The organism is Metabacillus arenae (genome assembly GCF_014773385.1).
GTDB classification, from domain to species: Bacteria; Bacillota; Bacilli; order Bacillales; family Bacillaceae; genus Metabacillus_D; species Metabacillus_D arenae.
Genome location: NZ_JACXAI010000001.1, coordinates 22,698 through 49,158 on the forward strand (window position 1 = coordinate 22,698; position 26,461 = coordinate 49,158).

The window sequence follows — 26,461 nt, forward strand, 5'->3', positions numbered from 1 at the left end:
CCATTTGGGTACTAGGTAGCTTTGGTACCTGGTACCCCTTACCCCCCAAAAAAACACCTTCCAAAATTGAAAGGTGTTTTCGTTGTTATTTTATTTTTAGAGGATAATGGCTATTAAGCCGCCAGAACCTTCGTTAATAATTCTTTCCAACGTTTCTTTCAACTTGTAACGGGCGTTTTCAGGCATAAGCCCCAGCTTTGCTTGAATACCTTCACGTACGATCGAACTTAAAGACCGTCCAAAAATATCAGAGTTCCAAATGGATAGTGGATCATCCTCAAAATCCTGCATCAAATAACGAACAAGTTCTTCACTTTGTTTTTCAGTACCGATAATCGGAGCAAATTCAGATTCTACATCCACTTTTATCATATGAATAGATGGGGCTACCGCTTTTAGTCTTACCCCGAACCTTGATCCTTGACGGATAATCTCTGGTTCATCTAAGCTCATATCTGCGAGTGCAGGAGCAGCAACGCCATAGCCAGTTTGTTTAACCATCTTTAAGGCATCTGCTACCTGATCATATTCAGCCTTTGCAAAGGCAAAGTCCTGCATGAGCTGAAGCAGGTGATCTTTTCCGCGGATCTCTACTCCAACCACTTCTTTTAAGATTTGGTCATATAAGTCATCCGGTGCATATAAATCAATTTCTGCAATCCCTTGACCCATTTCAATACCAGCAAGCCCTGCCTGGGCAATGAAGTCATATTCACTGAATTGTCCAACCACTCTGTCAACATCTCTTAACCGTTTAATGTCCTTCACTGTATCCTGCACTGCTTCCTGATAGCTTTCTCTCAGCCAATGGTTTTCCCTTAATACCATGACCCAGCTAGGAAGGTTTACATTTACTTCAAGCACAGGGAATTCATAAAGTGCTTCCCTGAGAACATTTAAAACGTCTGTTTCCCTCATGCTTTCCACACTCATTGATAAAACAGGGATATCATATTTCTCACTTAGCTGTTGTCTAAGAGCTTCTGTTTCAGGATGATGCGGATGGACAGAATTAATGACCATAATAAAAGGTTTTCCAACCTCTTTAAGCTCTTCTATGACTCTTTCCTCTGCCTCTACGTAGTCACTTCTAGGAATTTCTCCAATTGACCCATCCGTTGCAATGACAACTCCGATTGTTGAATGATCTGTGATGACTTTTCTTGTACCGATTTCTGCTGCTTCATGAAATGGAATCGGTTCTTCATACCAAGGAGTATTAATCATCCTTGGTCCGTTTTCGTCTTCATAGCCCTTTGCTCCCGGTACTGTATAACCTACGCAATCAACTAAACGGATATTGACATCAAGCCCTTCACCAACATGTACAGACACAGCCTGGTTAGGGACAAATTTTGGCTCTGTTGTCATTATTGTTTTGCCTGCAGCACTTTGGGGCAGCTCGTCTTGAGCACGTGCTTTATCCGCTTCATTGTCAATATTAGGTAGAACTACCAGTTCCATAAACTTTTTAATAAAAGTAGATTTACCGGTTCTTACTGCGCCAACTACTCCCAGGTATATATCGCCACCCGTTCGTTCAGCGATATCCTTGAAAATATCTACCTTTTCCAAGTGATCCCCTCCCGATCAACAAACTTTTCAAATTCCGTTTTTCAAATGATAGGACATTACATGTTTATGATGTTGTCCTATTTATTTATGACAAGGGTTATTAAAAAATTTTAGTTAATTATGAATAATGATAAAAACCCTTCTGTAGAGTGTATTCTCTAAAGAAGGGTTCATGACTATTTCTCTAAAAAGATTGGTTCATTTTTTTCATTAACGGTATATGGAAGGGAATGTGCAGGCACAAATTGCGAATTTTCCGGAATAATATCGAGAATATCCTCACCCTGTTTCAACTGAAGATTATTATTTTTGATTATCTTAAACAAGTCGATTCGATAGTCCACATATACTTCACCTTGGTTATCAATAACAAGCGGCAAAAGCTCACCAGAAATTGGACTTCTCACTTGAGGAGCTTCTTCCAACCCCAGCTTCTTATGGTCAAGAGTATAAACAGTATTCGTGATAAGTTCTTTGTAAGGAGGGTATCCGTTCTTCTGTCTATACACCATCACATTCATTTTCAAATCTCGTATCTTTTCAGAGATTCTAACATCCATTAATTTTACTGTCGGATCCTCTTCAACATCTGTTAAGACATAGAGATATACCCCCCCATTTTCATAGGCTGTGCCCGGAGGCTCTGCTATGTATCTTGGAACCACCTTTGTAAAATCGATCGGGTATTTTTGATAAAGCGGGGTTTTCATATCTCTAGTTTTAATAGGCAGCAGCCCGTTTGAATCCTTTTGAAATTGCTCTATTGCAGATTGAACAGAATCTAATTGATCTTGATAAGCTATTTGATTTTTTGACAATTCTTTTTGAGGATACAAACATCCTGATAATAAAAATAGCTGCAAAAATAATAGAAAAGGTATAAATACTTTTGTCTTCATCAAATCTTCCTTTAAACATTATTATTCATTAACCGGACCACTAAATACGACAAAAAAGATAATGATCCCAGCTAGAATCATAAATAAATAGGCAATAATAGAAACTATTGTTTTAAAAATCTGATTTTTAATTTTAAAACGGCTGAAATAAATAGAAATAACCGCGATAAACATAAATCCCATTGAAGCAAGGGCAATCCACATTTTTAATAAGGCAGGACTCATCTTTCTCCCTCCTTCTTCATTGCATAAAGTTTGTCTGAATAGCTTGTCTAACCTAATATTGATTTTATAGAAAGGCTGTATCCGATTACAAGGGTAAGGAAATGGAGATTTTATGAACTTTTTAATATGTAAAATACAAAATTCAACCTTTTTAAGCTAAAGGTTTATGTAAAAAAAGACTGAAGTAAAGAGGGGGCAGACTTTACTTCAGCGACTTGTCTTGCATCAACTAATTTTACCCAGTCGTAACCAACTACTCTTCATAGACTACGATGCATTGTATGCGAATCATCATTATTTTGCATCCTCTAATGCCTAGCTATGTGATAACTACTGAAAATTTTGGCAAAAAAGCCATTGAACACATGAATGCATATAAAACCTTTTCCTTAGCTAAAGAAAAGTTTCATTCGCAAATTCACCATATATTATGCACTCTCACTATAGTTGGTGAATTTACAAATTTGGAAGATCTGTAATATTAACAAGATCCTCCATCTCATGGGTTTTAACACGAGCCATTAACGAGTCAACAGCTTGCTTTGCTTCAACTCCATTAAATAAAACGTCATATAATGCATTTGTAATCGGCATTTTTACATCGTATTTTTTTGCCAGCTGATAGGCTGCTTTAGTGGTACGTACACCCTCCACAACCATTCCCATACTTTCAAGAACTTCATCCAAATTTTTGCCTTTTCCAAGCATATGGCCTGCACGCCAGTTTCTCGAATGAACACTTGTACAAGTTACAATTAAATCCCCAATCCCAGTTAGACCTGAAAATGTTAATGGGTTTCCTCCCATTTTACTGCCAAGGCGGGCAATTTCCGCAAGGCCTCTTGTAATGAGGGCTGCCTTTGCATTGTCACCATACCCAAGCCCATCGGTAATTCCAGCAGCAAGGGCGATAATATTTTTTAAAGCCCCTCCTATTTCAACTCCAATGACGTCAGGGTTTGTATAAACTCGGAAGTGCTGGTTCATAAATAAATCTTGAATATATTCAGAAGCCTCCATGCTTTCAGAAGAAACTGTAACAGTTGTCGGGTGCCGCAAGCTTACTTCCTCTGCATGGCTTGGTCCAGACAATACAACTACATCTTTTAACAAAGCTTCTGGCATCTCATCTTTTATTATTTCTGAAATTCTGAGCAATGTGTCAGGCTCAATCCCTTTACTTACATGTATGACTGTCAGCGGTGTATTCGTTACTTTACACACTTGCCCAAGCACTTCCCGAATAGCCTTAGTAGGGACGGCTAGGACAATCGTTTGAATACCAATCAGTGCCTCTTCAAGCGAATGAAATCCATTAATTTCTTTCGGTAGATTAATTTCGGGCAAATATTTTGAGTTTTTGTGCTCTTTATTGATTTCTTCAATCAGCTCTTTTCGATGTCCCCATAACCTAACATCGTGACCATTATCTGCTAAAACTATGGCAAGAGCCGTACCCCAGCTTCCTGCTCCTAATATTGTGATTTTTTCCATTTTAATCACCCTTTTATTTTCTAGCTCTTGCAAATATTTTAATTGGTGTACCTTCAAAACCAAATGCGTCGCGTATCCGATTTTCTAAAAATCGCTCATATGAAAAGTGCAATAATTCAGGTTCGTTTACAAACACCACAAAAGAAGGCGGCTTTACAGCGACTTGAGTAGTATAGAAAATTTTTAAACGTTTGCCATTACTGGTTGGAGTAGGATTCATGGCAACAGCATCCATAATAATGTCATTTAAGACCCCTGTTTCTACTCTCATTGAATGATTATTGCTTGCTTTTACAATCTCAGGAATTAATGTATGAATACGTTTCTTTGTTTTAGCTGATAAAAAAACAATTGGAGCGTAGTCAAGAAATTGAAAATGGTCGCGGATTTTTGTTTCAAATTCTTTCATTGTCTTTTCATCTTTTTCTACTGCATCCCATTTATTGACGACTATTACTACCGCTCTCCCTGCTTCATGTGCATAACCGGCAATACGTTTATCCTGCTCAATGATTCCCTCTTCTCCATCTAACACAACCAGAACTACATCTGAACGGTCAATGGCTTTTAATGCTCTTAAAACACTGTATTTCTCAGTAGTTTCATACACTTTGCCTTTTTTCCTCATCCCTGCCGTATCAATAATGACAAATTCTTGGCCATTATATTTTAGAGTTGTATCAATGGCATCTCTCGTTGTTCCAGCAATATCACTGACAATTACACGTTCTTCTCCTAACATCGCGTTTACAAGTGAGGATTTTCCAACGTTTGGTCTGCCTATCAGACTGAATTTTATGAAATCCTCTCCATAGTCTGCTCCAGTCTCATCTGGAAAATGCTTAACTGCTTCATCAAGCATGTCCCCAAGGCCAAGACCATGTGTTCCTGAGATTGGGAACGGTTCGCCAAACCCAAGAGAATAAAAATCATAAATATCTGATCTCATTTCTGGATTATCAACTTTATTTACTGCTAAAACTACTGGTTTTTTTGAACGATATAAAATTTTCGCAACTTCTTCATCAGCTGCAGTGACACCTTCGCGACCGTTCGTCATAAATATAATGACATCAGCCTCATCTATCGCTATTTCAGCTTGATGGCGAATCTGGGCTAAAAAAGGTTCGTCCCCTAGGTCAATTCCACCTGTATCGATAACATTAAATTCATGTGTTAACCATTCACCTTTACTATAGATCCGATCTCTTGTGACGCCTGGGACATCCTCAACAATCGAAACTCTCTCCCCTACAATCCGATTAAATATAGTGGATTTCCCGACATTTGGTCTTCCTACAATGGCTATTACTGCCTTTGCCATATACAACAACCCTTTCTAAACTATCAGTCAAGTAGCGTTTTAATTTTCAGGTAAACTATTGTAAGTTCCATCAGTTTATATATTCAAATTTTTACAATGCTTCAGCCGTCCATTTTACTAGGCATCCGATTAGAACGAAATGCGCAATCCGCTTTTTCCTTTCTTTGAATCGTGTCTTGTGAGCACAGGCGTCTTGGCGCTGGAGCTGGACAAAGAAAACGATTTTTAACACATTAATACTTTATTATATCTTATGAAAGAAACCCTTCTAATTAAAAGGTAGAAGGGTTCAACTTATTTATTATATCAATTTCTGAGAATCTGACAACTTAATGTTTTACAACCACATATAAATCTTCACCAATCCCGTGTGCAATTCCATCAAGGATAGCCTCCATGTTTTTTGCATAGAAATCCATTTCATCTTTATCCTTGCATATAAAAATAGCAGTCCCTCCAGCTGCTTTAGCAGGATTGGTCGTAATAATGGCCAATATGAATTTTTCAATTTCTCCGCTCATTATTTAACCCCACCTTTTTGATTCGCATTCATTTCAGTTGGCATTCGAATTGCGTTCTCAAGTGTTGGAGTTTCACCAATCACTTGAATAGCAGTTTCTTTGTTGCTTTCTTGAGGTAAGACGAATACTCCAAGCCTCCCATCATCCAGGTCGCGTTTTGCGAGCGGCATTAACGATGGCTCCCCTGAGTCCCTAAATACGCCGAGAGCCGTCGAGACATCATGTAGAATAGCCTGTCTTTGGCCCAAATTTGCTATCGTTGATCTGGCATTAAATGTTTTAGGCTTTAAAACGAAGCCCATTCCGTATTTTAAAACGGCCTCTTGTTTTTCAGGAATCCCAATGTTCATAATATATATATTGTCAACATATAGTCCTGCCCCTTCAAAATGGAGCTCAGCATATTCAATCTCGACTATTTCTTTCAAAGTACCTCCTGCCATCAGTTTCATAGCAAGGATGATTAAAACAACTCCTACGATTAGGGAAGCCCAAAAATTAACTAATAGATAAACCAATGTCGTAGTAAGAGAGCTAAAAATAACGATATAATTCCTGCTCTCAAAAGCAATCGCTATACCTTCTATGTAAGTAGCCCCTCTTGACACTAATTCATACCCATCCAGCTGTGTGAGCGTATTTCTTTCCATATTGCGGACTTCTCGAAATTGTGTTGCTGCCAAGGTTAAAAAAGTAATCGCAGTAAACTCTTCTTCCATAATTGCCGGGATTGCAATCGCACCTAAGCCTGCAGCAATAAACCCAAGCGCAACATGAATAATTCTCCCATGCAAATAGGTTGGATATTGCCTGTAGTCTGTTTTTAACATAAATAACCGTGTTGCCACTCCTACTACAACACCAAATATGATTGGATAAACATATTCGTTCATTTTAGCCTTGTTTCTCCTTTGTTGTCTTTTGAATTTGCTGATCAAACATGATGGCAATCGTTTCATACATTGTCCAAGCAAAGAGGAACAGGCTTCCAACTGCTGCGAGATCCAAAAAAGGAAAAGCCCCTACTTCTAAACGTCCCTGAAATTTTGAAATCACTAAATAAAACAGAAATTCCCCTTGACAAATCGATAGGTAAAAAAGGGAAACTCTCGCAAAAAAGCTTTCCATAAAATAAATACAAAAACCGCCAATCAGAAATGATAACAGCCACTTTGATTCAATGAAAAACCATACTGGATCATACAGTTCAAATAAAAGAATGCCAGCATATCCGAATGAAAGCCCTGTTCCAAGGAGTAAGTTTCTAAACGTCCTGCTATATTTCCCTGCACTTAAAATGATTAAGCTAATGAAAAAGAATAAAAAATAAGAACTATTTACATAAAAAGAGTGAATCTTAACGAAATGAGGACTCACAATAATATTTAATAAAATAAACAGGGAAATAAATGTTCTTTGTTTGTTCTTTTTCAATAAAAAGGTGGCCGTAATCCATCCTGCCCACATCAACCAGTAATAAATTGTCCCTTCCACATCCCTACCTCCTACTATTTCCATTATGGGTAGGTTCTATGTAATTTAATCTTTTTCAAGGAAAAAAAATACAGGAATGAAAGGATTGCGGTCAGCTGAAAATATAAAGAAGAAGGAGGGATTGACATGGGCAAGGACAGACAAGAGAAAAAATTAAAAAAAAGCAAGCGAGTGGAATCTGATCGCGATCAATCAATTAATTACAAAGGGGCAGCTACTTTAGAAGGTCCTGAAGCAACTCATGAACGAATTAAACAATAAGATTGAACGGACAAAGCGCAAGGCAGTGCCTATCAGCGGCAAGCATTATTGAGAGCTGTCGCATAAAGGTTGTTCATTACCCTTTTTACAAGTTGGCTTTTGGCCTAGGGAACGGTGGTGCTCGGAGCTGGACACGCATAAAAACACCACCAAAAAAATGGTGGTGTTTTTATTAGATCGATGACCTATCGGCGGCTGTAAGTCTTTGTTTGAACACCTCGTTCAGTCAACCAATGATGGGTTTTTCCTGATATAACCAGAGGTGCATTTTGTAATTCTTCTATATTTTTTGTTCCAAGAGCTGTCATAATCATTTTTATATCTGCATGCAGAAGCGAAATCTCTTGCAAGAGCATATCATATCCATTTTTAAGTAAGATCTTTAGAAAATATCCCGCCATACCAACTCCGGATGCACCAAGTGCAATAGCCTTTGCTGCATCATAAGCGTTTTGTATGCCTCCTGATCCAATTATTGAGTTAGGAGGAGCAATGCTGGCGATTTCTGCAACAGATGAAGCAGTTGAAATGCCCCACTCATTAAAATAGGTTAAGTACTTTTCTCTGCGCTTATTCTCAATTTCAGCAAAATTTGTACCACCAAATCCTCCCGTATCAATTGCTGAGACACCAACTGATAGTAATTGGGAAGCTGCTTCCTTGTTCATGCCAAATCCTACTTCTTTAACAATAACCGGGATGTTAAGTGAATTTACAACTGCTCCTATGCGGTTTAATGCACCCGTAAAATCTCGATCTCCTTCTGGCATTACAAGCTCCTGAACGACATTTAAATGGATCTGGAGGGCATTTGCTTTTATCATGTCCACTGCTCTTTCAGCCTGTTCAACAGTTGCCTCACTTCCTAAATTCGCAAAAATCAAGCCGTTAGGATTTGCTTTTCTAACAATTTCATAGGAAGAAGCTTCTTCTGGGTTTTTTATCGCGGACATTTGGGAACCGACTGCGAGGGGAATATTACATTCTGCAGCTGCTCTAGCTAGCTGTTCATTGATTTTTAATGTCTCTTCACCGCCTCCTCCAGTCATCGCATTGATAAAAATTGGCGAACCTGTAACAAGTTCGCCAATTTTTGAATCAAGGTTAATATCTGCCAATGACAAGTTAGGTAAGCATTGGTGAACAAACGTAACATCGTCCAATCCATTCATCCTGCTTTGACCGATTGAAAGAGCATGTTGAATATGCTGAATTTTCCGTTTTGTTCTGCTCACTTTATCACCATTATTTTAATTTATTTAATTTATCGCCGATCATTTCTCCAAGCTGAAAGCCAGAGGATTCTTCTTTTGATTGATAGTTTTGCAAATCTTGATTATCTGGTTTTGCTGATTCCTCAAGCTCACGAATACTTAATGAAATTCGCTGCTCCTCTTCATTAACATCAAGTATTTTCACTTTAACTTGTTGATTTTCCTCAAGGACTTCATGAGGTGTACCAATATGTTTGTTTGATATTTGAGAAATATGAACTAAACCTTCCACACCTGGAAGAATTTCAACGAAGGCACCGAAGCTTACTAAACGGCGGACAGTTCCCTCAAGGACATCCCCGGCCTTCACCTTTTCAGAGATGTTTGCCCATGGTCCAGGTAAAGTCTCTTTAACTGAAAGAGAAATTCTTTCATTATCCCTATCAACAGACAGTACTTTAACAGTGACCTTCTCACCTTCTCCAACCACGTCTGATGGTTTATCTACATGGGAATGAGATAATTGGGAAATATGGACTAACCCGTCGATACCTCCAATATCAACAAAAGCACCAAAGTCTGTTAATCGCTGAACAGTACCTTCCAGAACCTCGCCCACTTTTAACTGATCAATTAATTTTTGCTTTTTCTCTACTTGCTCTTTTTCAATAACCGCTCTATGGGATAAAATTACCCGATTCTTTTCACGGTCTAATTCAACCACCATTAAGGTTAACGATTTGCCTTTATAATCGGAAAAGTCTTCAACAAAATGCGCCTCAACTAGAGAAGCTGGGATAAATCCGCGTACACCTAAGTCGACTACTAAGCCGCCTTTGACTACATCTTTTACTTCTGCTTCAAAAACTTCTTTTGCGTCATATTTTTTCTCGAGCTCATCCCATGCTTTATCTGCATCAACAGCACGCTTTGATAAAATGAGGGCATCCTCTTCGACTTTTGTTACTTTTAATTCCAATTCTTCATTTAGCTCCACAACATCTGACGCTTTTTCAACGTGTAAACTTGATAATTCACTAATCGGAATGATTCCAGTATGCTTGCAGTTTTCAATGTCTGCAATGACATGCTTTTCTTCCACTTTCGAAACGATTCCTTTTACTACCTCTCCCACCTCAGGTGTTTTTACCTCTACTTGATTCATTTCCTCTGTCATTTTGTTTACCTCCTTGATCCAAACCTACACAACTAAGTTTAGTAAATTGAAAGTATTTGACCCGAATTAACTAATGCAATCAAACACTTTATAATTGTGATTATTTAATTTATGTATCATCAATACACACATATCTAAATTGAAATGTGAGTGCTTGAATATCCCCCTCTTTTTACTAACTTCTAATAAATGCTACTTTTTGTCAAGCAGAAACTCCTGAACTAACTGTTTTTTTCAAGTAATTGTCGAATATGGTCCATTATGACTAAAGTTGTTTCTTCCGCACTAGCTTTCCTATCTCTAAGTGAAGTCATATCGATCGGTTCCCCAAAGACCACCTTCAAAGGTTTGAATTTTTGATAAGGACCAATAATTGCGCATGGGATTACGCTCGCATCAGATCTTGCAGCAAAAAAACCTGCCCCAGCTAATCCTTTTCCAAGCTTTCCAGTGCGGCTTCTTGTTCCTTCTGGAAACAAACCTAAAACTTCTCCATCTTTTAATACTTTAAGTCCTTTCCGTAAAGCCTCCCGGTCGCTTAACCCTCGCTTTACTGGGAATGTCCCAATTTTAAGAAGAATTTCCCCCAATACAGGCACTTTAAAAAGCTCTTCCTTTGCCATAAAATGAACTTGCCTTGGGGCACATATCCCTACAACCGGCGGATCAAGATTAGTTATATGATTTGAACAGAGAATGACCGGTCCCTCTTTTGGAAAATGCTCTAGACCGGATATTTCAAATCGATACATAGGTTTTAAAATAACTGTACATAAGGTTTTCCCAAAGTTATAAAGAGACATGCTTATCCTTGCCTTTCATTGATTAAATGTTTAATTTGTTCTACGACTCCCTCAATTGTTAGAGAGGTTGTATCAATCTCTATTGCATCGCTTGCCTTCTTTAATGGGGCTATCTCTCTTTCAGAATCCAGTTTATCTCTTCTCGCAATCTCAGCTTTTAAATTCTCTAAATCTGATTCAAATCCTTTTTCCAAATTTTCTTCATGTCTTCTTTTTGCCCGTTCTTCAACAGAAGCTCTTAAAAACACTTTAATATCAGCGTTAGGTAAAACATGTGTGCCAATATCACGACCATCCATGACAACTCCGCCATCTTTTGCAAGCTTTTGCTGCCTCAGTACCATTTCTTCTCTTACCTTTGCATGTTTAGCTACAATCGAAACCTTATTGCTAACATTGCTTGTTCGTATGACACTTGATACATCCTTTTTATTTATAAGCACAAGCTGCTTACCTGAGGCTGGAATGAGTTCTATCATTGATTTGGATAATATAGCAATCAATGCATCTTCATTCTCCAAATCAACACTTTCTTCGATTGCTTTATAAGTTAGAGCCCGGTACATAGCTCCTGTATCAATATATATGTAAGATAAATCTTCAGCAATAATTTTAGCAACTGTACTTTTTCCGGCAGCTGCAGGCCCGTCAATTGCAATAGATAATTTTTTCATTTCTTTTCTCCTCAAGATTAATAGTTTATAAGAAGGCTGGAAGAACGAAAAGTGCAGAGCACTAGTTTCTCGGCGTCAAGTACTCGGGCGAGCCGGCAGAAAGGTTGTTCTTTAACCTACTCGGGCGGATTGGCCCTGAGACCTAAAGGTCGATGGCGCCCGGCCGGAAAAGACATCACGGCCTTATGCCTGCCGACACTAGGAAGTCCTGTCCGCCTGCGCTGGACAACATAGAAAAGCAAAATCGCCTTGACCAGCCACCACCTTTTGGATATCGAGGGAAAGGATGCCGCTGGACAACGACAGCTCACTTTGCTGCTTAATCAAGCATAAATTCCTTTAAAAAATAAAGAAGCAGGTTTCACCTGCAGCTTACTGTTTAAATGTTTCCAGCCATTCTGTAATCGTGAGCTTGTTTACTCCCTCGTATTGAACGACCTTGGAAATGTATGGTTGTATTTCCTCTTGGTTCATTAGAAACTGCGCTATAAAGAGCAAAACAAACTGAATTATCGCCAGTTTAATTAGAATTCCTTCAAACCGTTTCATAAAATCTCCACACTTTTATATCAATAAAAAATTTTTTCAAACTCAAGCTTTCTTTCTAGTATGGAAAAGCGGCGAAATATTTATTCAGCTAATATACCTTTTTTTCGATGCAAAAGCTGCTGTTCAAAGCAGAACTGGACAATTAACTGCTCTGTTTTATCATCGAACCACTCTCTCTAAAGCTATTTAGAAAAGCGTAAGGCGTAAGTCTTTAGTCGAAAAGCATTAGACGAACACACCATAATCCTGCTATTACCTTTTTAGGAGAATGATCCTTTGACAAGAAGAATCAGGCTAGATGCTTCAGCTAGGGCAACGATAACTACATTTATACGTAAATATTTTAACTAACACAAACTTCTTTATCCGGTTAAAAAGATACTTATTCTCCTTTCTTATTAAATCATGGATAGGAAGAAAAGTGCAAGAGGGGTTATTAACCTGAGAATGAATTTGCATTCTCTATCAAGACAGGTGTGGTCACATATTTATATTATGGAAAGTAGAAAAGATTTTCTCTACTCAAATTGAAAGGAAAAGCAAAAAAATCCCAAACAGCCTTAAACCCGTTTTATTAATAGACGCTGAAACCATACTTTAGCACCTTAGAACGAAAAGAGCAGAGCGCCCGTTTATCGGCGGCAAAGGCGTCACGGCCTTATGCCTGCCGGTACTAGGACGTCCTGTCCGCTGCGCTGGACAATGATACCACTCTTTATCACGTTAATATTTTAATTAACTTAAACATTCTTAATTGAAAAAAAGAAGAAAGCATAACCAACTGCTTCCTTCTTCCTAATAGACCTATTTTCCTATTGCCAGCTGTAACATCCCGTATCACTCTTTGTAGAAAACAAAGCAGCTTGGACAAGGGCGAACCATCAGTGGAAGACTAACACTAATGGCAGTTACATTTAAATCTCTTGATAAATTGGTTCTGCATTTTTCAGTTTTTCGACTTTTTCTTCTGTACCATTTTGAGCATTGATGAAAATTTGATAGGTATCGTTGTCAATTGTTCCTAGAAATTCATAGCAAAGCACTTCTTCATCAAGTTCATTTACAATAATTGCTTGCCGTTCTTCTTGGACAAGCAGATTTTTGTTGAGTTTTGTTTTTGCTTCTTCTACCTTCATTTTCGGGTCAGGGATTTCACGTTTTCTATGTGATGCAAGATAATCTCTTGCAGAAAACCCAATTATTTTTCCGTCGTCCAAAGCAACTTTCATTCTAATCGTGTCCGGATAAAGTCTAACTCCGTTTTCATTAGGAACGAAGGTGAAAACTCCTATGTTCTCATATTGAGAGCTTTCATCAAGCTCAAGATCTTTGAATCCATGTTCTTTTAGAAACTGAACCGCATTATTAGATGCATCATTCAAACTTATTTTTGCTTTTTTTACTTGTCTGTTTTGAATTAACCATATTGGGTGTCCGCCCTTTTCCGTTATATCCATATAAATGTCTGCCTCGTTTTTATCGTGCAACGTGACACTATAGAATTTAAATTTTGAGTTTTTCCCGCTTTTTGTCACTTCGATATGATCAACTGCTTCTGGGGAGTATTTCTTCGCAATTGCTTTAGCTTCTTCCGCTGATATCTTTTTCCCCTTAAGCTGATTAAAGCCAGTTTTTTTATTATTCGTTGATGTAAAAGCAGGTCCAAAGTCTGCTTCAGAATAAGCATCCACATTTTTTTCTACGGTTTTGAATCCATCAATGATCGTATTGTCATTTTGCTTTTGACTGGATGCTAATGCAAGCTCCACATCCATCCATCGTAAATTATTTTCCATCACTAAGTGCTGAACATTTCGAAGTTCATTTTGTATATCTCCCGATTTTTCATAAAGGCCTTTTAATGTTTGATACTCTTTGTCTGTTAATGGTTCATCCTCAAGGTCTCTGATCGCTGCTTTGTAACTGAAGTCGCCGATATTTGCTAAAAATTCTTCTGTTTTATTAAAAGGAAGGAGAGTCAAGGGCAGCTGACCAACATCACTGTGTGCTTCTGACGTAATTCGCCATACGTCTGCAAGCTCCGGAGACAATGATTGCCGAGAATTCATCGCAAGTGTCGCACCAATTTTATCATGCAATTGATCAATCTGATAGGTTAATTCATGAAAAGCTCTTTGATAGTTATTCTCAGCATTAATGAGTACTGCGTTCTTTTCCTGATGTTCCTTATATCCCCAGTACCCAGTTCCAATAACTCCTATTGCTAATACAGTAATAAGTATTCCTCGAAACATGATAGATCACCTCTCTACTCGCAGAATATATGCTTGCCGATTTTTTTAATTTGTGGCCGTCCCCAAATCCAAGAGCTTGTAGCTGTGTTTGGATTGAAATAGTAAGTAGCATTTTCTGTTGGATCCCAGCCGTTTATGGCATCAAGTACAGCTTCTTTAGCCTGTTCATTCGGAGTCAAATTTATCTGACCGTCAGCCACAGCAGTAAATGCTAACGGTTCATAGATGACTCCAGCAGCTGTATCCGGGAAAGTTGGACTTTCAATACGATTTAAAATAACAGCTGCTATTGCGACTTGACCTATATAAGGCTCACCACGGGCTTCCCCATAAACAGCATTTGCCATTAATTGAATATCATTTTGTGAGTATCCGCCTGGCATATTTTGAGCGACTGTTTTTTGTTTTTCCTGCTGTTCTTGTTTTTCTGTTTGCTGTTTTGGTGCCTGCTTTGGTGCAGCAGGTTCTTTTGCCCTAGGCTGTGCTTCAGCTCCACCGCCTTGTTTCGTACGGCGTGCTTCAGCTTGTTGTCTGGCTTTTGCTCTCATCTCTTTGGATGGAGCCATTTGTTGATCTAACGGTATTCCTCCATAATGGGTAAAATCCTTCCCGCTGTTTAATTGCCTATGAACAAAGGTTTTATAGTATTTTGTTGTATCTCTCAATTTTTGCTTAGTTTTTTCTCCTATCAGTCCATCAACTTCTCCTAATCCAAATTGTTGTTGAAAATTTCGAGCTGCCCAATATGTTCCCCATCCATAAACACCATCAATTTTCCCATGATAATATCCGTTATACTGCAATCTAGCTTGCAGTTCTACAACATCTTCTCCTGTTGCCCCTCTTTGGATCACTTGATTTGTAAAAGCATATGCTTTATTTTCTTCTAAAGGTAAGGATTGAAAAATTAATACACATGAAAAGATGATATAAATCAAACATACCATTCTAAAGCATTTCATCCTGCTGCCTCCTATATCCTTGATGTTTGTTACATGTATTTTTTGTAGCGGGTGCCATTTTATTCATGAAAAGGATAAGAAATGGTCGAGAAGTTTTGAAATAATGAATGAACCCTTGTCTCTTCCCTTATGAAACATACATAAAATCGTTAATACTACCTCCAACTTATCTTTTTAGTTTTTAACAAATGAATTACTTGGGCTCAAACTAGAAGAAAGATTTAATTAATTTAAAATTTCTGAAACCAAAAAAAGAAACTGAGCAATATCAGTCTCTTTTTAAGCATGCTTCTTTATTAATCTTGCTTTTTTTGCTTTATGTAGGCCAAACCACCATAAAAACAACATAAATGGCATCATATAGTAACCCCAGTGTTCATAGGCCATAATAATATAATCATAAAACCCGTGTAAAAAAATAGGGATTAATAATGAGTATGTAAGCCACTTATACTTACTCGAATATGTTGAGAATTTCCCTTTTCCTATATAGTAACCCATAATTACACCAAATAAAGCATGACTGGATACAGGTAAAATGGCTCTTCCAATTGCATGCTCTACTCCATTTCCAACTAAGAATAATATATTTTCCAATGTAGCAAACCCAAGGGAAACAGAGGCTCCATAAACGATGCCGTCATAGTGCTCATCAAAATGTACATGCTGATAGATCGTCACCATTAGTATAAACCATTTAAAAAACTCCTCCAAAAGCCCGGAAGTCACAAATGCATGTGAAAAGATTGAGGGAAAAATGTTCTCTGCTTTAATAACATATTGAACAAACATTAGCGGGAAAACGAGAAGCGCACCAAATATAAATGATCTAAAAACCATATGAAATGGTTCTGAGTCATATTGGTCTTTTAAATAAAAATAAATTAATATTGCTATCCCTGGTGCTATACCAGCGGAAATAATCGCAAACATGTAAAAGCCTCGTTTCTATCAAAAATCTCCTATTTTTATCGTATCATCTTACTATATAATTGAAAATGTAAACTATAAACTATTTATGCAACGACTTATTTTGGAGGTACATCATGAAGAAAATATTAATTATTCATACAGGCGGAACCATATCCATGCAGGAAGATGCAGCAACAGGTGAAGTGAAGCAAGGAAAGATGAATCCTTTATTGACAAGCATATATGATGTTCAAGCAGCGAACATAAACACTATCGAATTATTTTTTTTACCTTCTCCTCATATTACACCTAATCATATGCTTCATCTAAAAGAAACGATTATCGAACAGTTTGAAAAAGAAGGGCTAGATGGGATTGTTGTCACTCATGGTACAGACACACTTGAAGAAACAGCCTTTTTTCTCGATATAACTACTAAATTACCTGTTCCAATTGTAATGACAGGGGCAATGAGGTCGAGTAATGAGCTAGGTTCAGATGGGTTATATAATCTATTATCGGCCATAAAGGTTGCTTCTTCAGAACAAGCTAAAGAGCTCGGAGTTCTAGTCGTAATGAATGACGAAATTCATGCAGCAGCTAATGTAACAAAAACACATACAAGTAATATTGCAACATTTCGAAGTCCTCAATATGGACCAATTGGAGTTGTAAATAAGAGCGGGGTCTTTTTTCACAATCGACCTATTCAACAAAGACAATTCCAAATTAAAAACTTAACTAAAAATGTCCTTCTGTTAAAAGCATATGCGGGAATGGATCATTCTATTTTAGAAGCACTTGAGCCTCTTCAAATGGATGGTCTTGTGATCGAAGCATTAGGGCAAGGGAATTTACCCCCTATGATGCTTCCAGGAATTAAGTCACTTCTGAATAAGCATATTCCAATTATTATTGTTTCGAGATGTTTTAATGGAATTGTTCAGGATGTTTACAGCTATGAAGGCGGAGGAAAACACCTAAAGCAATTAGGAGCGATTTTTAGCAATGGGCTAAATGGACCAAAGGCTCGAATAAAATTAATGATCGCCTTAGAATCGACTTCATCTCAAAAAGAAATTGAGGAAATATTTACTTTTTAATAGCCGTTTTTAAATTCAATAAGTGCCTAAAGCGCCTGAATACCCGAGGTTTGAGAATCTCTAGGTGTCAGTCAGGCGCTTAAGCTGGACAACCCTGCTGCAAAGTCTATACTTCATCGTCAGATGAAGAATAGACGCACACAGATTATCTTTATTTAAAGCTTTTGTTGTTCAGTGGCAATAGAAAAAGTCAATAGAAAATGCCTGCTCACTTAGCGGTCAGCAATTTTTATATGATTCCTGGGATAAAATATGCCGTGCAAGTAGGTCACCGTGAAACCTTCCATTTTCAATAAAAATTTCATTTGCATTGTTACCTGCTGCAATAACTCCAGCAATATAGATACCTTTCACATTTGTTTCCATCGTTTGAGGATCATATTGCGGTCTGCCTGTTTCAGAATCAATAATAATCCCAACTTCTTTCAAAAAATCATGATCAGGATGATAGCCAATCATAGCAAATACAAAATCGTTTCGTACAGATTTTTCTTCGCCATTCAATTCATAAATCACTTTATCTCGCTGAATTTCCTTTACTTTTGCATTGAATTCCATTTTGATTTCTTCTTTTCTAACTAGAGCATCAAATTCTGGAAGTATCCAAGGTTTTACACTTTGAGAATAGCTTGGACCTCTGTATATAACAGTTACTCGTGCACCTGCTTTATGAAGCTCCAGAGCGGCATCAACACTTGAATTTTTTCCACCTACCACAACTATATCTTTATCAAAATACGGATGTGCTTCCTTAAAATAATGAAAAACCTTAGGCAGATCTTCACCAGGAATATTCAGTTTGTTTGGGTGATCATAATATCCAGTGGCTATAATAACATGTTTTGTTTGATAGGATTGTTTAGAAGTATTTATAATAAATTGCCCTTCTTCTGTACAAGCAATTTTATTTACCTTTTCAAATGCCTGAATTCTTAATTTTTTCCTTTTCACTACTTCTCTATAATAGGCCAATGCTTGTATTCTCACTGGTTTGCGATTTTCAGTAATAAACGGAACATCCCCGATCTCCAGCTTTTCACTTGAACTAAAAAAAGTCTGGTGAGTTGGGTAGTTATAGATCGCATTTACAATATTACCCTTTTCCAGCACAACAGGATTTAGTCCTTGATCCTGTAAAGAAATAGCTGCGGCGAGGCCGCAAGGTCCTCCTCCAACAACAATTACTTCTTCATTCTTCATCTTTTTCACTCCTGATAACTTCCTATTATGAACGACAAGCTTTTGCCGGGCTTTGTCCAACCTAGGCCAAGCACTGATAAGTGCGGAAAAAGGCAGCTCCTCCCTTTTTGAAAGGATTGGCTCGTTTTGTGTGACCTTAAGAATCGGGCAAGATGCTGAGCCGGACATTATGAGCTCGCTTAACTATTGATATTTTCTAAACCCAATAAAAAAATCTCCTATTCCATGATAGGAGATTTTTCATATAGTTGCAAACTATCCAGCTTAAATCCATCCTCTGAAACGAGAGGCTTCCGCCATTTTACGTGCGCCGACCATGTATGCGGACAGACGCATATCACAACGGCGATTTTGGGCGGTTTCATAAATATTATTAAAGGATTTAACCATCACTTTTTCTAATTTTTCTTCCACTTCATCTTCAGTCCAATAATAACCTTGATTATTTTGAACCCATTCAAAGTATGATACTGTAACTCCTCCAGCACTAGCAAGAACATCCGGTACTAAAAGGATGTCTCTTTCAGTCAGGATTTGAGTTGCTTCTATTGTCGTTGGGCCGTTTGCTGCTTCGACAACAATGCTTGCTTGTATATCGTGTGCGTTCTCTTCGGTAATTTGATTTTCGATTGCTGCAGGGACAAGAATATCACAATCTAATTCAAGCAGTTCTTTATTTGATATCGTATCATTAAACAACTTCGTAATTGTCCCAAAACTATCACGACGATCTAACAAGTAATCAATATCTAAACCATCTGGATCATGAAGTCCGCCATATGCATCTGAAATACCAATTACCTTTGCACCAGCATCATGCATAAATTTAGCTAAATAGCTTCCTGCATTACCAAATCCCTGGACGACAACACGTGCACCCTCAATAGCGATTCCTTTTCTCTTTGCCGCTTCTCGAATACAAATTGTTACTCCCTTCGCAGTGGCAGACTCTCTACCGTGAGATCCACCTAACACAAGGGGTTTTCCAGTGATAAAACCAGGAGAGTTGAATTCATCAATTCGGCTATATTCATCCATCATCCAGGCCATGATTTGTGAGTTTGTAAAAACATCTGGTGCTGGAATATCTTTGGTTGGTCCAACTATCTGACTTATAGCCCGGACATACCCGCGGCTTAATCGCTCCAATTCACGGAATGACATATCGCGTGGGTCACATACAATACCACCTTTTCCTCCCCCATATGGAAGATCGACGATTCCGCATTTTAAACTCATCCAAATCGAAAGCGCTTTAACTTCTTTTTCAGTAACATTGGGGTGAAACCTGATGCCTCCCTTTGTAGGTCCAACAGCATCATTATGTTGTGCACGGTAGCCAGTAAATATTTTAACAGAACCATCATCCATTCTGACAGGAATTTTCACTGTCATCATTCTAATCGGCTCTTTTAATAATTCGTACACTTCATCTGGATAACCAAGTTTTTCAAGTGCCTTATGTATCACCGTTTGAGTTGATTTTAACACATCATGTTTCTCATGATTTTGGTCGGTGTTTTTATCGGCTACCATAAGTTAACCTCCTACTATCTCTCATAAGTTAAGTGGTGAGTCCACCTTTCATGACATAGTATACACCTTCCATCATTTTATGCAAGATGAAAGTTTTCTTTTTATGAAAATCCTCTTAATTTTTGAAAACATCAAAAAGCAGAACGAAAAGCGCAAGGCGCCCGCCTATCGGCGACAAGCATAAGACGAGCCGGCATGAAGGTTGTTCCTTAACCTTCTTGACGGATTGGCTTATGACCTAAGGGCCGATGGCGCCTGGAGCTAGACAACGACAACACTCTTTAATACGTTAATACTTTAATTATATTTAACTTTCTGATCTTATAAGAAAAGCGCAGAGCGCCCGCTTAACGGCGACAAGCACAAGGCGAGCCGGCATGGATTGACCCTGAGACCTAAGGGCCGATGGCGCTCGGAGCTGGACAATGATAACTAACTTTAATGCGTTAACACTTTAATTTATTTAAACTTTCTTAACTGAGAACGAAAAGCGGATAGCAACCGCCTCTCGGCAAACAATCACTCCCTCGAGCCGTCAAAACCTAAGGGCGAATGGCGGAGCTGGACAGCTATTTACATTCTTTTACACGTTTGCACTTTAATTTATAGTAACATTCTGAACTGATAAAGATCGTCAGGCCCGGTGTCAGATACCGGGCTTGAACTAAATTACTTTACTCTATTACAATTTAAAATAAGATTTTATTTTTTCAATTGCTTGATCAGAGAAAATGACTTTTCCGTATTCATGTAAACGATAAATCGTTAAATGAGTGGGGTTGCCATACTCTGCAAGAATAGCTACCATATCATCAACTGGAATTGATTGTATTTTTTCCATTTCAAGATAATATAAATTTTGGTATGAGTGAACAGCACCGCCTGTTATACCTAATGAATGCAAGTGGTGGGAGAGCTGAATTAAATCTTCAAATGAAGCAAATTCATAAACAATATCCATGCTTTCATCAAGCTTTACTTGCATCTCAATGTAATCATCTGAAAAATCTTCATCAACCTCATAATTTTCCTCATTGTTTGTTACAATGACAACCATTCCTTGTGCTTGGAGAGAATAAACTTCAACTGCAATCGGTCCATGTGCTTCGAACCCTAATTCCTCGCTCGCCTCATTCATCATTTCGCGAAACAACTGATGAACCTTTAAAGAATCCTTCCACAGATCCTCTTTTGTCAGTCCTCTGTCAGTTAAATCATCAAGAGTTAAAAAGATTTTGATTTTATTATAATTTAACCTTTCAAGACGCATTCCTTTCCCTCCTGCCGCATACACAAATCCATACATTATCATATGAAATTTCAGAATGATGGTTCAATAATTTTGATATCAGTTTACAACGGAAAGAAAAGGAAGACAAGCTTATTTGATCATTGAATTATTTTCAGCCGTCTTCTCTAGTGCGATAAAAGCATAATTGCTAAAGTTATCTAAGCTTTAAAAACTCTCTTTACAATATAAGTAATTGACAAAATCCAAGCTTCTACCGGTTACTTAAGATCGTGGACTCTTGTACAGCAATATTTGCAGATAGATGATACACATTGAAAAAATTGGAAATAAACTTAATTCCAGTGAATAGAAATGGGATATTTGTGGTTACTTTAAAGCAACATCGTAATTGTTGCTCAGTCAATGCCCCTAAACCAATTTACTTATATTAAATTATGAAAGAAAAGCACAGAGCACCCATCAATCGGTGACAAGCATAAGACTAAGCAGAAGATTGTTCTTTAACCTTCTCGGGCGAATTTAACTAGTGCCCTATGGCTGATGGCGCTTGGAGCTGGACTATGATAACACGCCTTATCACGTTAATTCTTTTATTATCTTAAATTTCTTAACTGAAAAATAAAGACCAGCTAGTCTTTCTGCTTACTAAGCAAAAATAACTCAGCTTGGTCCTCATTTTTCGGATTAATTATTTCCTTTTTCCTTATAAAGCAAAATAAAGTTCAACCAGCTCAAACCCATGTATATTCCTTTCCCCAGCTTTCGCGTGCTAATTTTTCTATTCCATCAACAATCTCTTCTTCAACTGCAAAAGCCTCTCCTTGTTCATATGGGTTGTAATGAAATGCATATAAACGGGATACAAATTGGTGAAACGGCAGAGAAGATTCACCCTCTATTTCTCCATGTCCTGAAACACTCGGTTTGATTCCTTGGCCCCAATTTTGGGAGCCGTCGTTATTAGGGTTATAAAAATAAACACGGTACTCATCCTGCGGATCCTTAGCAATACGCAAAATAGAAACAGCATGCAGCCCGAGTAACTTTCCATGTACATTCGTAATATAGATTCCTACCGGATTCGGGTAGATGAGCTCATAATCATCGTTATAGTCTGGATGATGGGTAGCATAAAATAAACGGACATATCCAGCATAATCGCTTATTGTACCTGTTATAGGTTCAATGACAGTACTGAAGCCATTTTGAACCCAGTTTCCATAAAAAGCGGGATTAACCCATCGGTGTCCATCATCACCCCGGAGTGCCACCCGGGTCATCATTTCATTGTAGATTCGATCTAGGTGTGGAACTAACACTAACGATACAGGATCTAACTCTTTGTGGAGATCAGGTGCCAATCCACCTTTTAAATCCTTAGAATGGAGCGGTATTCCTTCAAACATAAAATCAATATCACCATCGCGTGCAGCACGTGGTATCAGCTCCAGTAAATAGCCTGGGGCATGCTGTGCCCATAGACTTATCCCTCGGGCTGACTGACAAGTAGGATTCATTCCCTGGCCTACTCCTAAAGGTTGACCGAGGACACTAATCACACCGGAGACGAGAAGAGTATTTGACGTTAAGCCTTCCCGGTTTCGATAGGAGCTAAATAAATCTTTGCGAACTTCAGGTTTAATATCCAATTCGATCAGTCTTCGCAGTCCAGGAATCACAGGTGATGAGGACAACACTCCGCGATCAAGCAATTTTGAAAGCCCGTATACAGACTGTCTAGTTGCAGGATAAATCGCTACTTTAATAAGCTGCTTGACAAGTTCATAGTGCTCCTCTATATTCGCTTTCCCTTTATCACTAAGCATAAGGGCTTTCGAAAGGAGTGCCGGATTAGCTCGATTTAAATACCGAACGAGAATCGCATGATGGGGAGCAACTAATCCCGTTTCTTGCATTGATTTAGCGAGAGATTCTGCTTCTTCTTCTATTTCCATTTCATTTAAATCCTTTAGTTTCTTTCGGTAAACATTGATTTCTGGATATTGCTGGCTTAACCGAGTAGGACCTTCAATCGCCTTAATGTAATGGCTCAATGCTCGCTGCTCACTATCATCATCTTCTCCTTTCTGCAAGTTCTTCGCCATCTTAATCATGGAAACACTTCTTTTTACCATAATTGGGCGTTGAGCTGTTAACCTGTCAATTTCTGAAAGCAAAGTTTCCGTGAGAATATTTGCTGAAAGGTTAGAAAACAGAAATTGAAAGAATTTTTGCGATCGTTCATGCCCTTCCTTCTGCTCCTTCATTTGTAACCTTGTTTCTTCTGTAGCATTTGGAAAAAGTGAATCAAGGTTTAATGCAAGCACCTCATGTAAAAATGCTGATGCCTCCTCACTGCCAACTGAAGAATGGTGATACTTTTCTTTAGCGATGGCCAGCATCCTTAGATCGCTTAACACTTCAATAATTGAAGTCACTCCCTCGGCCATCAAAGAGCCTGCGACAAGGGGGGCCTGAAGCTTCGAGGCATCTTCCCATGGACCACCGGAAAAAACTCCCGCTTCGTCAAAACGATCGGAAAAATGATACAAACATTCTATTCCGGCTTCTGATTCCATCAAACGACCGGCTGCTTGAAAAACGTCTGTTTGATACATTGTTTTTGCAAAAACAGCTGATTTATCCAGCTCATCAAACGCACGCTGAAACTTTTCCACCTTCTTATCAGTCAATTCAGAAGACATTGTACAACTCCCTTTACTCTATTTGGTTAGTTACAAACTTAAATATAGAAATCATATTTCTCATATTGTTTAAGCAGATCTCGCATTTCCTCACTATCTTCACCATATAAAAATATGGTTCCGTAATGGTTACCAAAACCAATTCGCTCAGCAACTTTACCCTGAGACGGAGAAAACATATCATGCTTTTCAAAATATGGATGATCTTCTAATTCTTGTGGTACATCTAGTTTTTGAATGTAATGAACATGAGGGTGAACCATCAAGCAACCAGCATATCCTTCTGGTTGATCATTTTCATCTGGGAAAAAGCTCCGAAGTTCTGCTTCTGTTGTTTTTGGATCACTGCATAGAATTTGGGCTTGATAAGCGTTAAATCCATGAGCCCGTTCGATAAGATCAAAGATATGACCACCAGGCACACGGGCAGCAACCTCTCCGAAATGAAGAGTTTCATCAGAAGTTATAAAATATTCAGGGTGGATAACTCCATATTCTATTTCAAACGCATCAATCAATTGCTCGACTGCTTTACGTATCAATGGACGTTTTTCTTCTAATGCTGGTGAAGCTGGTACAAAGTTCGAATACCCAAGACGGATATATTCAGTAATATTTAGAAATTGTATTTTTCCATTATGAACAAATACCTCGCAGGAAAATTCTTGACCATCTAAATGGCTTTCCATAAGTAAAGGAAAATCTGCTTCTGTCAGTGCTTCGATTTCGGCTGGGTTATCAATTGCTCTGTGCCCTACCGAACCCGCTTTATCGAGCGGCTTTACATGAATCGGGTCATTTTTGTCCCCTTCGACTTTTAACAAAGCTTCATTAACGCGTTTTAAGAATCGCTTCACATCTTCCTTAGACCAAGCTTCTTCAAAAACGCCAACCTTAATTCCGGCAATTTGTGCTTTCCTTTTCATCATGCCTTTATCACGAAGCAGAAGGGAACGATTAAATATACGTGGTTCATCTCGAAAGCGAGAGTTAAGGGCACCAGCCCATTCCACACATTCCTCATAAAGAGGAATGGCTACTTCAGCTCCAAGACTCTTCAATTTTTCATAAAGCTTGTTCGAATTTTCATTTAAGCGCTCAAAGTTCCATCCTATAAAACGAATACTGTTTTTTTCGGCAAACGATTCGAATTCTGGCGGTCCTACTACGACATACGGTTTATTTAATTTGTCACAGGCCTCAATAGCTTGGAGGCTCCACCCTATTAACGCAGTCAAATAAGGTTTAGTTTCTTTTTTTTCTTTCAGGTGTTCTGTACTCGAAAGTTCTAATTGATCCAACTCCATTGTCGTCTCTCCTTTGTTTGTTTAATAGTTTGGAAAGTAAATATGATCAGTCTTTTTCTCTAATACCCCTTCGTGAAAGGATCATAAACTAGTTCTATATAATAAATGCAGGTAAACCACTTGCAACTCACTTAAACGAAGATTTCTTTCGATCATAACCTTTAAGAGTTATTAGATGAGCTTCTGAAGGAGCTCCAAGCCTCATCGGCAAAAGAGTTGTGCCGTAGCCGTTGCTAACGAGTTTTGTGTAATGACTGCTCGATTTTAACGATCCTCTTTCATATAAGCCTATATTCAGAAATCTTATTTGCCCGCCATGTGTATGTCCGCTCAGCACAAGGGAAATTTGATATTCTTTCCTAATTTTTTTTACAATTTCAGGATTATGGCTTAAAAGGATTTTAAATGAATTTTTAGGTACCTGTTCTACAGTTTCTTCTAAGCGATCACCATCAAATGTCATATCATCTACACCTAATATAGATAGATCAATTCCTTCTTCTTTTATAACTACTGCCTCGTTTTTTAAAATCTTTACATTATATTTTTCAAGGAGTTTTATTAATGTATCTGTTTCAACTTCATAATCATTGTTTCCCCAAACAAAATATGCTGGGCCGAATTCAGTTAATTTTCGAATATTTTCTTCAACTCTTGCAAAGGGTACCTTACCCTCTGTTATGTCACCTCCAATAAAAACAAAATCCACTGGTTGATCGATTTGGTTAATTAGATTTGGAGATAAAACACGTTTATGAAGATCAGAAATAAAAAATATGTTCATTTCCCTGCCAGTGAATTCTTTAAAAAAGAGGACATCTTTCTTTAAATTGTTTTCAAACGCTTTTTTCATCATAAATAGGCAAAAAACGACTGATCCTGCAGCCGCTGTAATTAATAAGGTTGTCATATATTCCTCCTATTAGTTCTCATGCTATTTTATAAACGGTAAAGCAATCGGTCAGTTAACTCGTCGGTGCATTAAACGCGGTGAAGCACCTAGAACTTTTTCTCTCTTA

General features: G+C 38.1%; 24 protein-coding genes. 2 read left to right on the plus strand and 22 right to left on the minus strand.

Features of this window, described 5'->3' with window-relative positions:
* Positions 1 to 96: 96 nt before the first annotated feature.
* The 8 genes from spoIVA to IC621_RS00155 form a co-directional block, all read right to left on the minus strand.
* The gene (gene spoIVA, locus IC621_RS00120) at positions 97 to 1,575 is read right to left on the minus strand and encodes a stage IV sporulation protein A (RefSeq protein ID WP_191154568.1); all 1,479 of its coding nucleotides are present in this window, start codon (positions 1,573 to 1,575) and stop codon (positions 97 to 99) included.
* A 176-nt stretch (positions 1,576 to 1,751) separates the two neighbouring features.
* Positions 1,752 to 2,474: a hypothetical protein gene (locus tag IC621_RS00125; RefSeq protein ID WP_191154570.1), complete on the minus strand. Its 723-nt coding sequence runs from the start codon at positions 2,472 to 2,474 to the stop codon at positions 1,752 to 1,754.
* 21 nt (positions 2,475 to 2,495) lie between these two features.
* Positions 2,496 to 2,699: a DUF2768 domain-containing protein gene (locus IC621_RS00130; RefSeq protein WP_191154572.1), complete on the minus strand. Its 204-nt coding sequence runs from the start codon at positions 2,697 to 2,699 to the stop codon at positions 2,496 to 2,498.
* 456 nt (positions 2,700 to 3,155) lie between these two features.
* Complete coding sequence (locus IC621_RS00135) at positions 3,156 to 4,193, minus strand: NAD(P)H-dependent glycerol-3-phosphate dehydrogenase (protein WP_191154574.1); 1,038 nt, start codon at positions 4,191 to 4,193, stop codon at positions 3,156 to 3,158.
* Between the two features lie 13 nt (positions 4,194 to 4,206).
* Entirely contained in the window at positions 4,207 to 5,517 is a 1,311-nt protein-coding gene (gene der / locus IC621_RS00140; protein ID WP_191154576.1) for a ribosome biogenesis GTPase Der, read from the minus strand.
* Positions 5,518 to 5,846: 329 nt separating this feature from the next.
* Positions 5,847 to 6,038, minus strand: coding sequence for a capping complex subunit for YIEGIA (locus tag IC621_RS00145; RefSeq protein WP_191154578.1), 192 nt, complete (start codon positions 6,036 to 6,038; stop codon positions 5,847 to 5,849).
* Positions 6,038 to 6,931 (minus strand): YIEGIA family protein, encoded by an 894-nt coding sequence (locus IC621_RS00150; RefSeq protein WP_191154580.1) that lies wholly within the window; start codon positions 6,929 to 6,931, stop codon positions 6,038 to 6,040. The genes IC621_RS00145 and IC621_RS00150 overlap by 1 nt, the downstream gene beginning before the upstream one ends.
* Position 6,932: 1 nt before the next feature.
* Positions 6,933 to 7,532 carry a YphA family membrane protein gene (locus tag IC621_RS00155; protein ID WP_191154582.1) on the minus strand — a complete coding sequence of 200 codons (600 nt, stop codon included), beginning with the start codon at positions 7,530 to 7,532 and terminating at the stop codon, positions 6,933 to 6,935.
* A gap of 126 nt (positions 7,533 to 7,658) precedes the next feature.
* Between IC621_RS00155 and IC621_RS00160 the strand changes: the two genes are divergently transcribed.
* Positions 7,659 to 7,793 (plus strand): YpzI family protein, encoded by a 135-nt coding sequence (locus IC621_RS00160; protein WP_191154584.1) that lies wholly within the window; start codon positions 7,659 to 7,661, stop codon positions 7,791 to 7,793.
* Between the two features lie 185 nt (positions 7,794 to 7,978).
* Here the strand turns inward: IC621_RS00160 and fni are convergent, their stop codons facing one another.
* From fni to prsW, 8 genes are all read right to left on the minus strand, one after another.
* The gene (fni, locus tag IC621_RS00165; RefSeq protein WP_191154586.1) at positions 7,979 to 9,028 is read right to left on the minus strand and encodes a type 2 isopentenyl-diphosphate Delta-isomerase; all 1,050 of its coding nucleotides are present in this window, start codon (positions 9,026 to 9,028) and stop codon (positions 7,979 to 7,981) included.
* 10 nt (positions 9,029 to 9,038) lie between these two features.
* Complete coding sequence (rpsA, locus tag IC621_RS00170; protein ID WP_191154588.1) at positions 9,039 to 10,184, minus strand: 30S ribosomal protein S1; 1,146 nt, start codon at positions 10,182 to 10,184, stop codon at positions 9,039 to 9,041.
* A gap of 221 nt (positions 10,185 to 10,405) precedes the next feature.
* Positions 10,406 to 10,987, minus strand: a complete 582-nt coding sequence (locus IC621_RS00175) for a lysophospholipid acyltransferase family protein (protein ID WP_191154590.1) — start codon at positions 10,985 to 10,987, stop codon at positions 10,406 to 10,408.
* A 2-nt stretch (positions 10,988 to 10,989) separates the two neighbouring features.
* Complete coding sequence (gene cmk, locus IC621_RS00180) at positions 10,990 to 11,661, minus strand: (d)CMP kinase (RefSeq protein WP_191154591.1); 672 nt, start codon at positions 11,659 to 11,661, stop codon at positions 10,990 to 10,992.
* Between the two features lie 372 nt (positions 11,662 to 12,033).
* Positions 12,034 to 12,210, minus strand: coding sequence for a YpfB family protein (locus tag IC621_RS00185; protein ID WP_191154592.1), 177 nt, complete (start codon positions 12,208 to 12,210; stop codon positions 12,034 to 12,036).
* A gap of 914 nt (positions 12,211 to 13,124) precedes the next feature.
* Positions 13,125 to 14,465, minus strand: coding sequence for a germination protein YpeB (gene ypeB, locus IC621_RS00190; protein ID WP_191154593.1), 1,341 nt, complete (start codon positions 14,463 to 14,465; stop codon positions 13,125 to 13,127).
* Positions 14,466 to 14,479: 14 nt separating this feature from the next.
* A complete protein-coding gene (sleB, locus tag IC621_RS00195) occupies positions 14,480 to 15,427 on the minus strand; it encodes a spore cortex-lytic enzyme (RefSeq protein WP_396652950.1) in 948 nt (315 codons plus the stop codon).
* 279 nt (positions 15,428 to 15,706) lie between these two features.
* Positions 15,707 to 16,360 carry a glutamic-type intramembrane protease PrsW gene (gene prsW / locus IC621_RS00200; RefSeq protein WP_191154594.1) on the minus strand — a complete coding sequence of 218 codons (654 nt, stop codon included), beginning with the start codon at positions 16,358 to 16,360 and terminating at the stop codon, positions 15,707 to 15,709.
* A 113-nt stretch (positions 16,361 to 16,473) separates the two neighbouring features.
* Here prsW and IC621_RS00205 point away from each other — a divergent pair, with 113 nt between their 5' ends.
* Positions 16,474 to 17,442, plus strand: coding sequence for an asparaginase (locus tag IC621_RS00205; RefSeq protein WP_191154595.1), 969 nt, complete (start codon positions 16,474 to 16,476; stop codon positions 17,440 to 17,442).
* A 219-nt stretch (positions 17,443 to 17,661) separates the two neighbouring features.
* On the opposite strand, the gene IC621_RS00210 is transcribed toward IC621_RS00205, so the two are convergent.
* The 6 genes from IC621_RS00210 to IC621_RS00235 all read right to left on the minus strand — a co-directional run bounded on the left by IC621_RS00210 (position 17,662) and on the right by IC621_RS00235 (position 26,352).
* On the minus strand, positions 17,662 to 18,642 hold the full coding sequence (locus tag IC621_RS00210) for a YpdA family putative bacillithiol disulfide reductase (RefSeq protein ID WP_191154596.1): 981 nt from the start codon (positions 18,640 to 18,642) through the stop codon (positions 17,662 to 17,664).
* 264 nt (positions 18,643 to 18,906) lie between these two features.
* Positions 18,907 to 20,178 carry a Glu/Leu/Phe/Val family dehydrogenase gene (locus tag IC621_RS00215; protein ID WP_191154597.1) on the minus strand — a complete coding sequence of 424 codons (1,272 nt, stop codon included), beginning with the start codon at positions 20,176 to 20,178 and terminating at the stop codon, positions 18,907 to 18,909.
* Positions 20,179 to 20,860: 682 nt separating this feature from the next.
* On the minus strand, positions 20,861 to 21,448 hold the full coding sequence (locus IC621_RS00220; RefSeq protein ID WP_191154598.1) for a genetic competence negative regulator: 588 nt from the start codon (positions 21,446 to 21,448) through the stop codon (positions 20,861 to 20,863).
* A 713-nt stretch (positions 21,449 to 22,161) separates the two neighbouring features.
* Positions 22,162 to 24,135: a hypothetical protein gene (locus IC621_RS00225; protein ID WP_191154600.1), complete on the minus strand. Its 1,974-nt coding sequence runs from the start codon at positions 24,133 to 24,135 to the stop codon at positions 22,162 to 22,164.
* Positions 24,136 to 24,173: 38 nt separating this feature from the next.
* Positions 24,174 to 25,442 (minus strand): ATP-grasp domain-containing protein, encoded by a 1,269-nt coding sequence (locus IC621_RS00230; protein WP_191154602.1) that lies wholly within the window; start codon positions 25,440 to 25,442, stop codon positions 24,174 to 24,176.
* Positions 25,443 to 25,569: 127 nt separating this feature from the next.
* Entirely contained in the window at positions 25,570 to 26,352 is a 783-nt protein-coding gene (locus IC621_RS00235) for a metallophosphoesterase (protein ID WP_191154604.1), read from the minus strand.
* Positions 26,353 to 26,461: the final 109 nt, after the last annotated feature.

What these genes read in the sequence shown, in the direction of transcription:
- IC621_RS00125 (WP_191154570.1), bottom strand. Translation starts at nt 2,474, where the DNA reads ATGAAGACAAAAGTATTTATACCTTTTCTATTATTTTTGCAGCTATTT.
- IC621_RS00130 (WP_191154572.1), bottom strand. Translation starts at nt 2,699, where the DNA reads ATGAGTCCTGCCTTATTAAAAATGTGGATTGCCCTTGCTTCAATGGGA.
- IC621_RS00135 (WP_191154574.1), bottom strand. Translation starts at nt 4,193, where the DNA reads ATGGAAAAAATCACAATATTAGGAGCAGGAAGCTGGGGTACGGCTCTT.
- der (WP_191154576.1), bottom strand. Translation starts at nt 5,517, where the DNA reads ATGGCAAAGGCAGTAATAGCCATTGTAGGAAGACCAAATGTCGGGAAA.
- IC621_RS00145 (WP_191154578.1), bottom strand. Translation starts at nt 6,038, where the DNA reads ATGAGCGGAGAAATTGAAAAATTCATATTGGCCATTATTACGACCAAT.
- IC621_RS00150 (WP_191154580.1), bottom strand. Translation starts at nt 6,931, where the DNA reads ATGAACGAATATGTTTATCCAATCATATTTGGTGTTGTAGTAGGAGTG.
- IC621_RS00160 (WP_191154584.1), top strand. Translation starts at nt 7,659, where the DNA reads ATGGGCAAGGACAGACAAGAGAAAAAATTAAAAAAAAGCAAGCGAGTG.
- rpsA (WP_191154588.1), bottom strand. Translation starts at nt 10,184, where the DNA reads ATGACAGAGGAAATGAATCAAGTAGAGGTAAAAACACCTGAGGTGGGA.
- IC621_RS00175 (WP_191154590.1), bottom strand. Translation starts at nt 10,987, where the DNA reads ATGTCTCTTTATAACTTTGGGAAAACCTTATGTACAGTTATTTTAAAA.
- cmk (WP_191154591.1), bottom strand. Translation starts at nt 11,661, where the DNA reads ATGAAAAAATTATCTATTGCAATTGACGGGCCTGCAGCTGCCGGAAAA.
- IC621_RS00185 (WP_191154592.1), bottom strand. Translation starts at nt 12,210, where the DNA reads ATGAAACGGTTTGAAGGAATTCTAATTAAACTGGCGATAATTCAGTTT.
- ypeB (WP_191154593.1), bottom strand. Translation starts at nt 14,465, where the DNA reads ATGTTTCGAGGAATACTTATTACTGTATTAGCAATAGGAGTTATTGGA.
- sleB (WP_396652950.1), bottom strand. Translation starts at nt 15,427, where the DNA reads ATGAAATGCTTTAGAATGGTATGTTTGATTTATATCATCTTTTCATGT.
- prsW (WP_191154594.1), bottom strand. Translation starts at nt 16,360, where the DNA reads ATGTTTGCGATTATTTCCGCTGGTATAGCACCAGGGATAGCAATATTA.
- IC621_RS00205 (WP_191154595.1), top strand. Translation starts at nt 16,474, where the DNA reads ATGAAGAAAATATTAATTATTCATACAGGCGGAACCATATCCATGCAG.
- IC621_RS00210 (WP_191154596.1), bottom strand. Translation starts at nt 18,642, where the DNA reads ATGAAGAATGAAGAAGTAATTGTTGTTGGAGGAGGACCTTGCGGCCTC.
- IC621_RS00215 (WP_191154597.1), bottom strand. Translation starts at nt 20,178, where the DNA reads ATGGTAGCCGATAAAAACACCGACCAAAATCATGAGAAACATGATGTG.
- IC621_RS00220 (WP_191154598.1), bottom strand. Translation starts at nt 21,448, where the DNA reads ATGCGTCTTGAAAGGTTAAATTATAATAAAATCAAAATCTTTTTAACT.
- IC621_RS00225 (WP_191154600.1), bottom strand. Translation starts at nt 24,135, where the DNA reads ATGTCTTCTGAATTGACTGATAAGAAGGTGGAAAAGTTTCAGCGTGCG.
- IC621_RS00230 (WP_191154602.1), bottom strand. Translation starts at nt 25,442, where the DNA reads ATGGAGTTGGATCAATTAGAACTTTCGAGTACAGAACACCTGAAAGAA.
- IC621_RS00235 (WP_191154604.1), bottom strand. Translation starts at nt 26,352, where the DNA reads ATGACAACCTTATTAATTACAGCGGCTGCAGGATCAGTCGTTTTTTGC.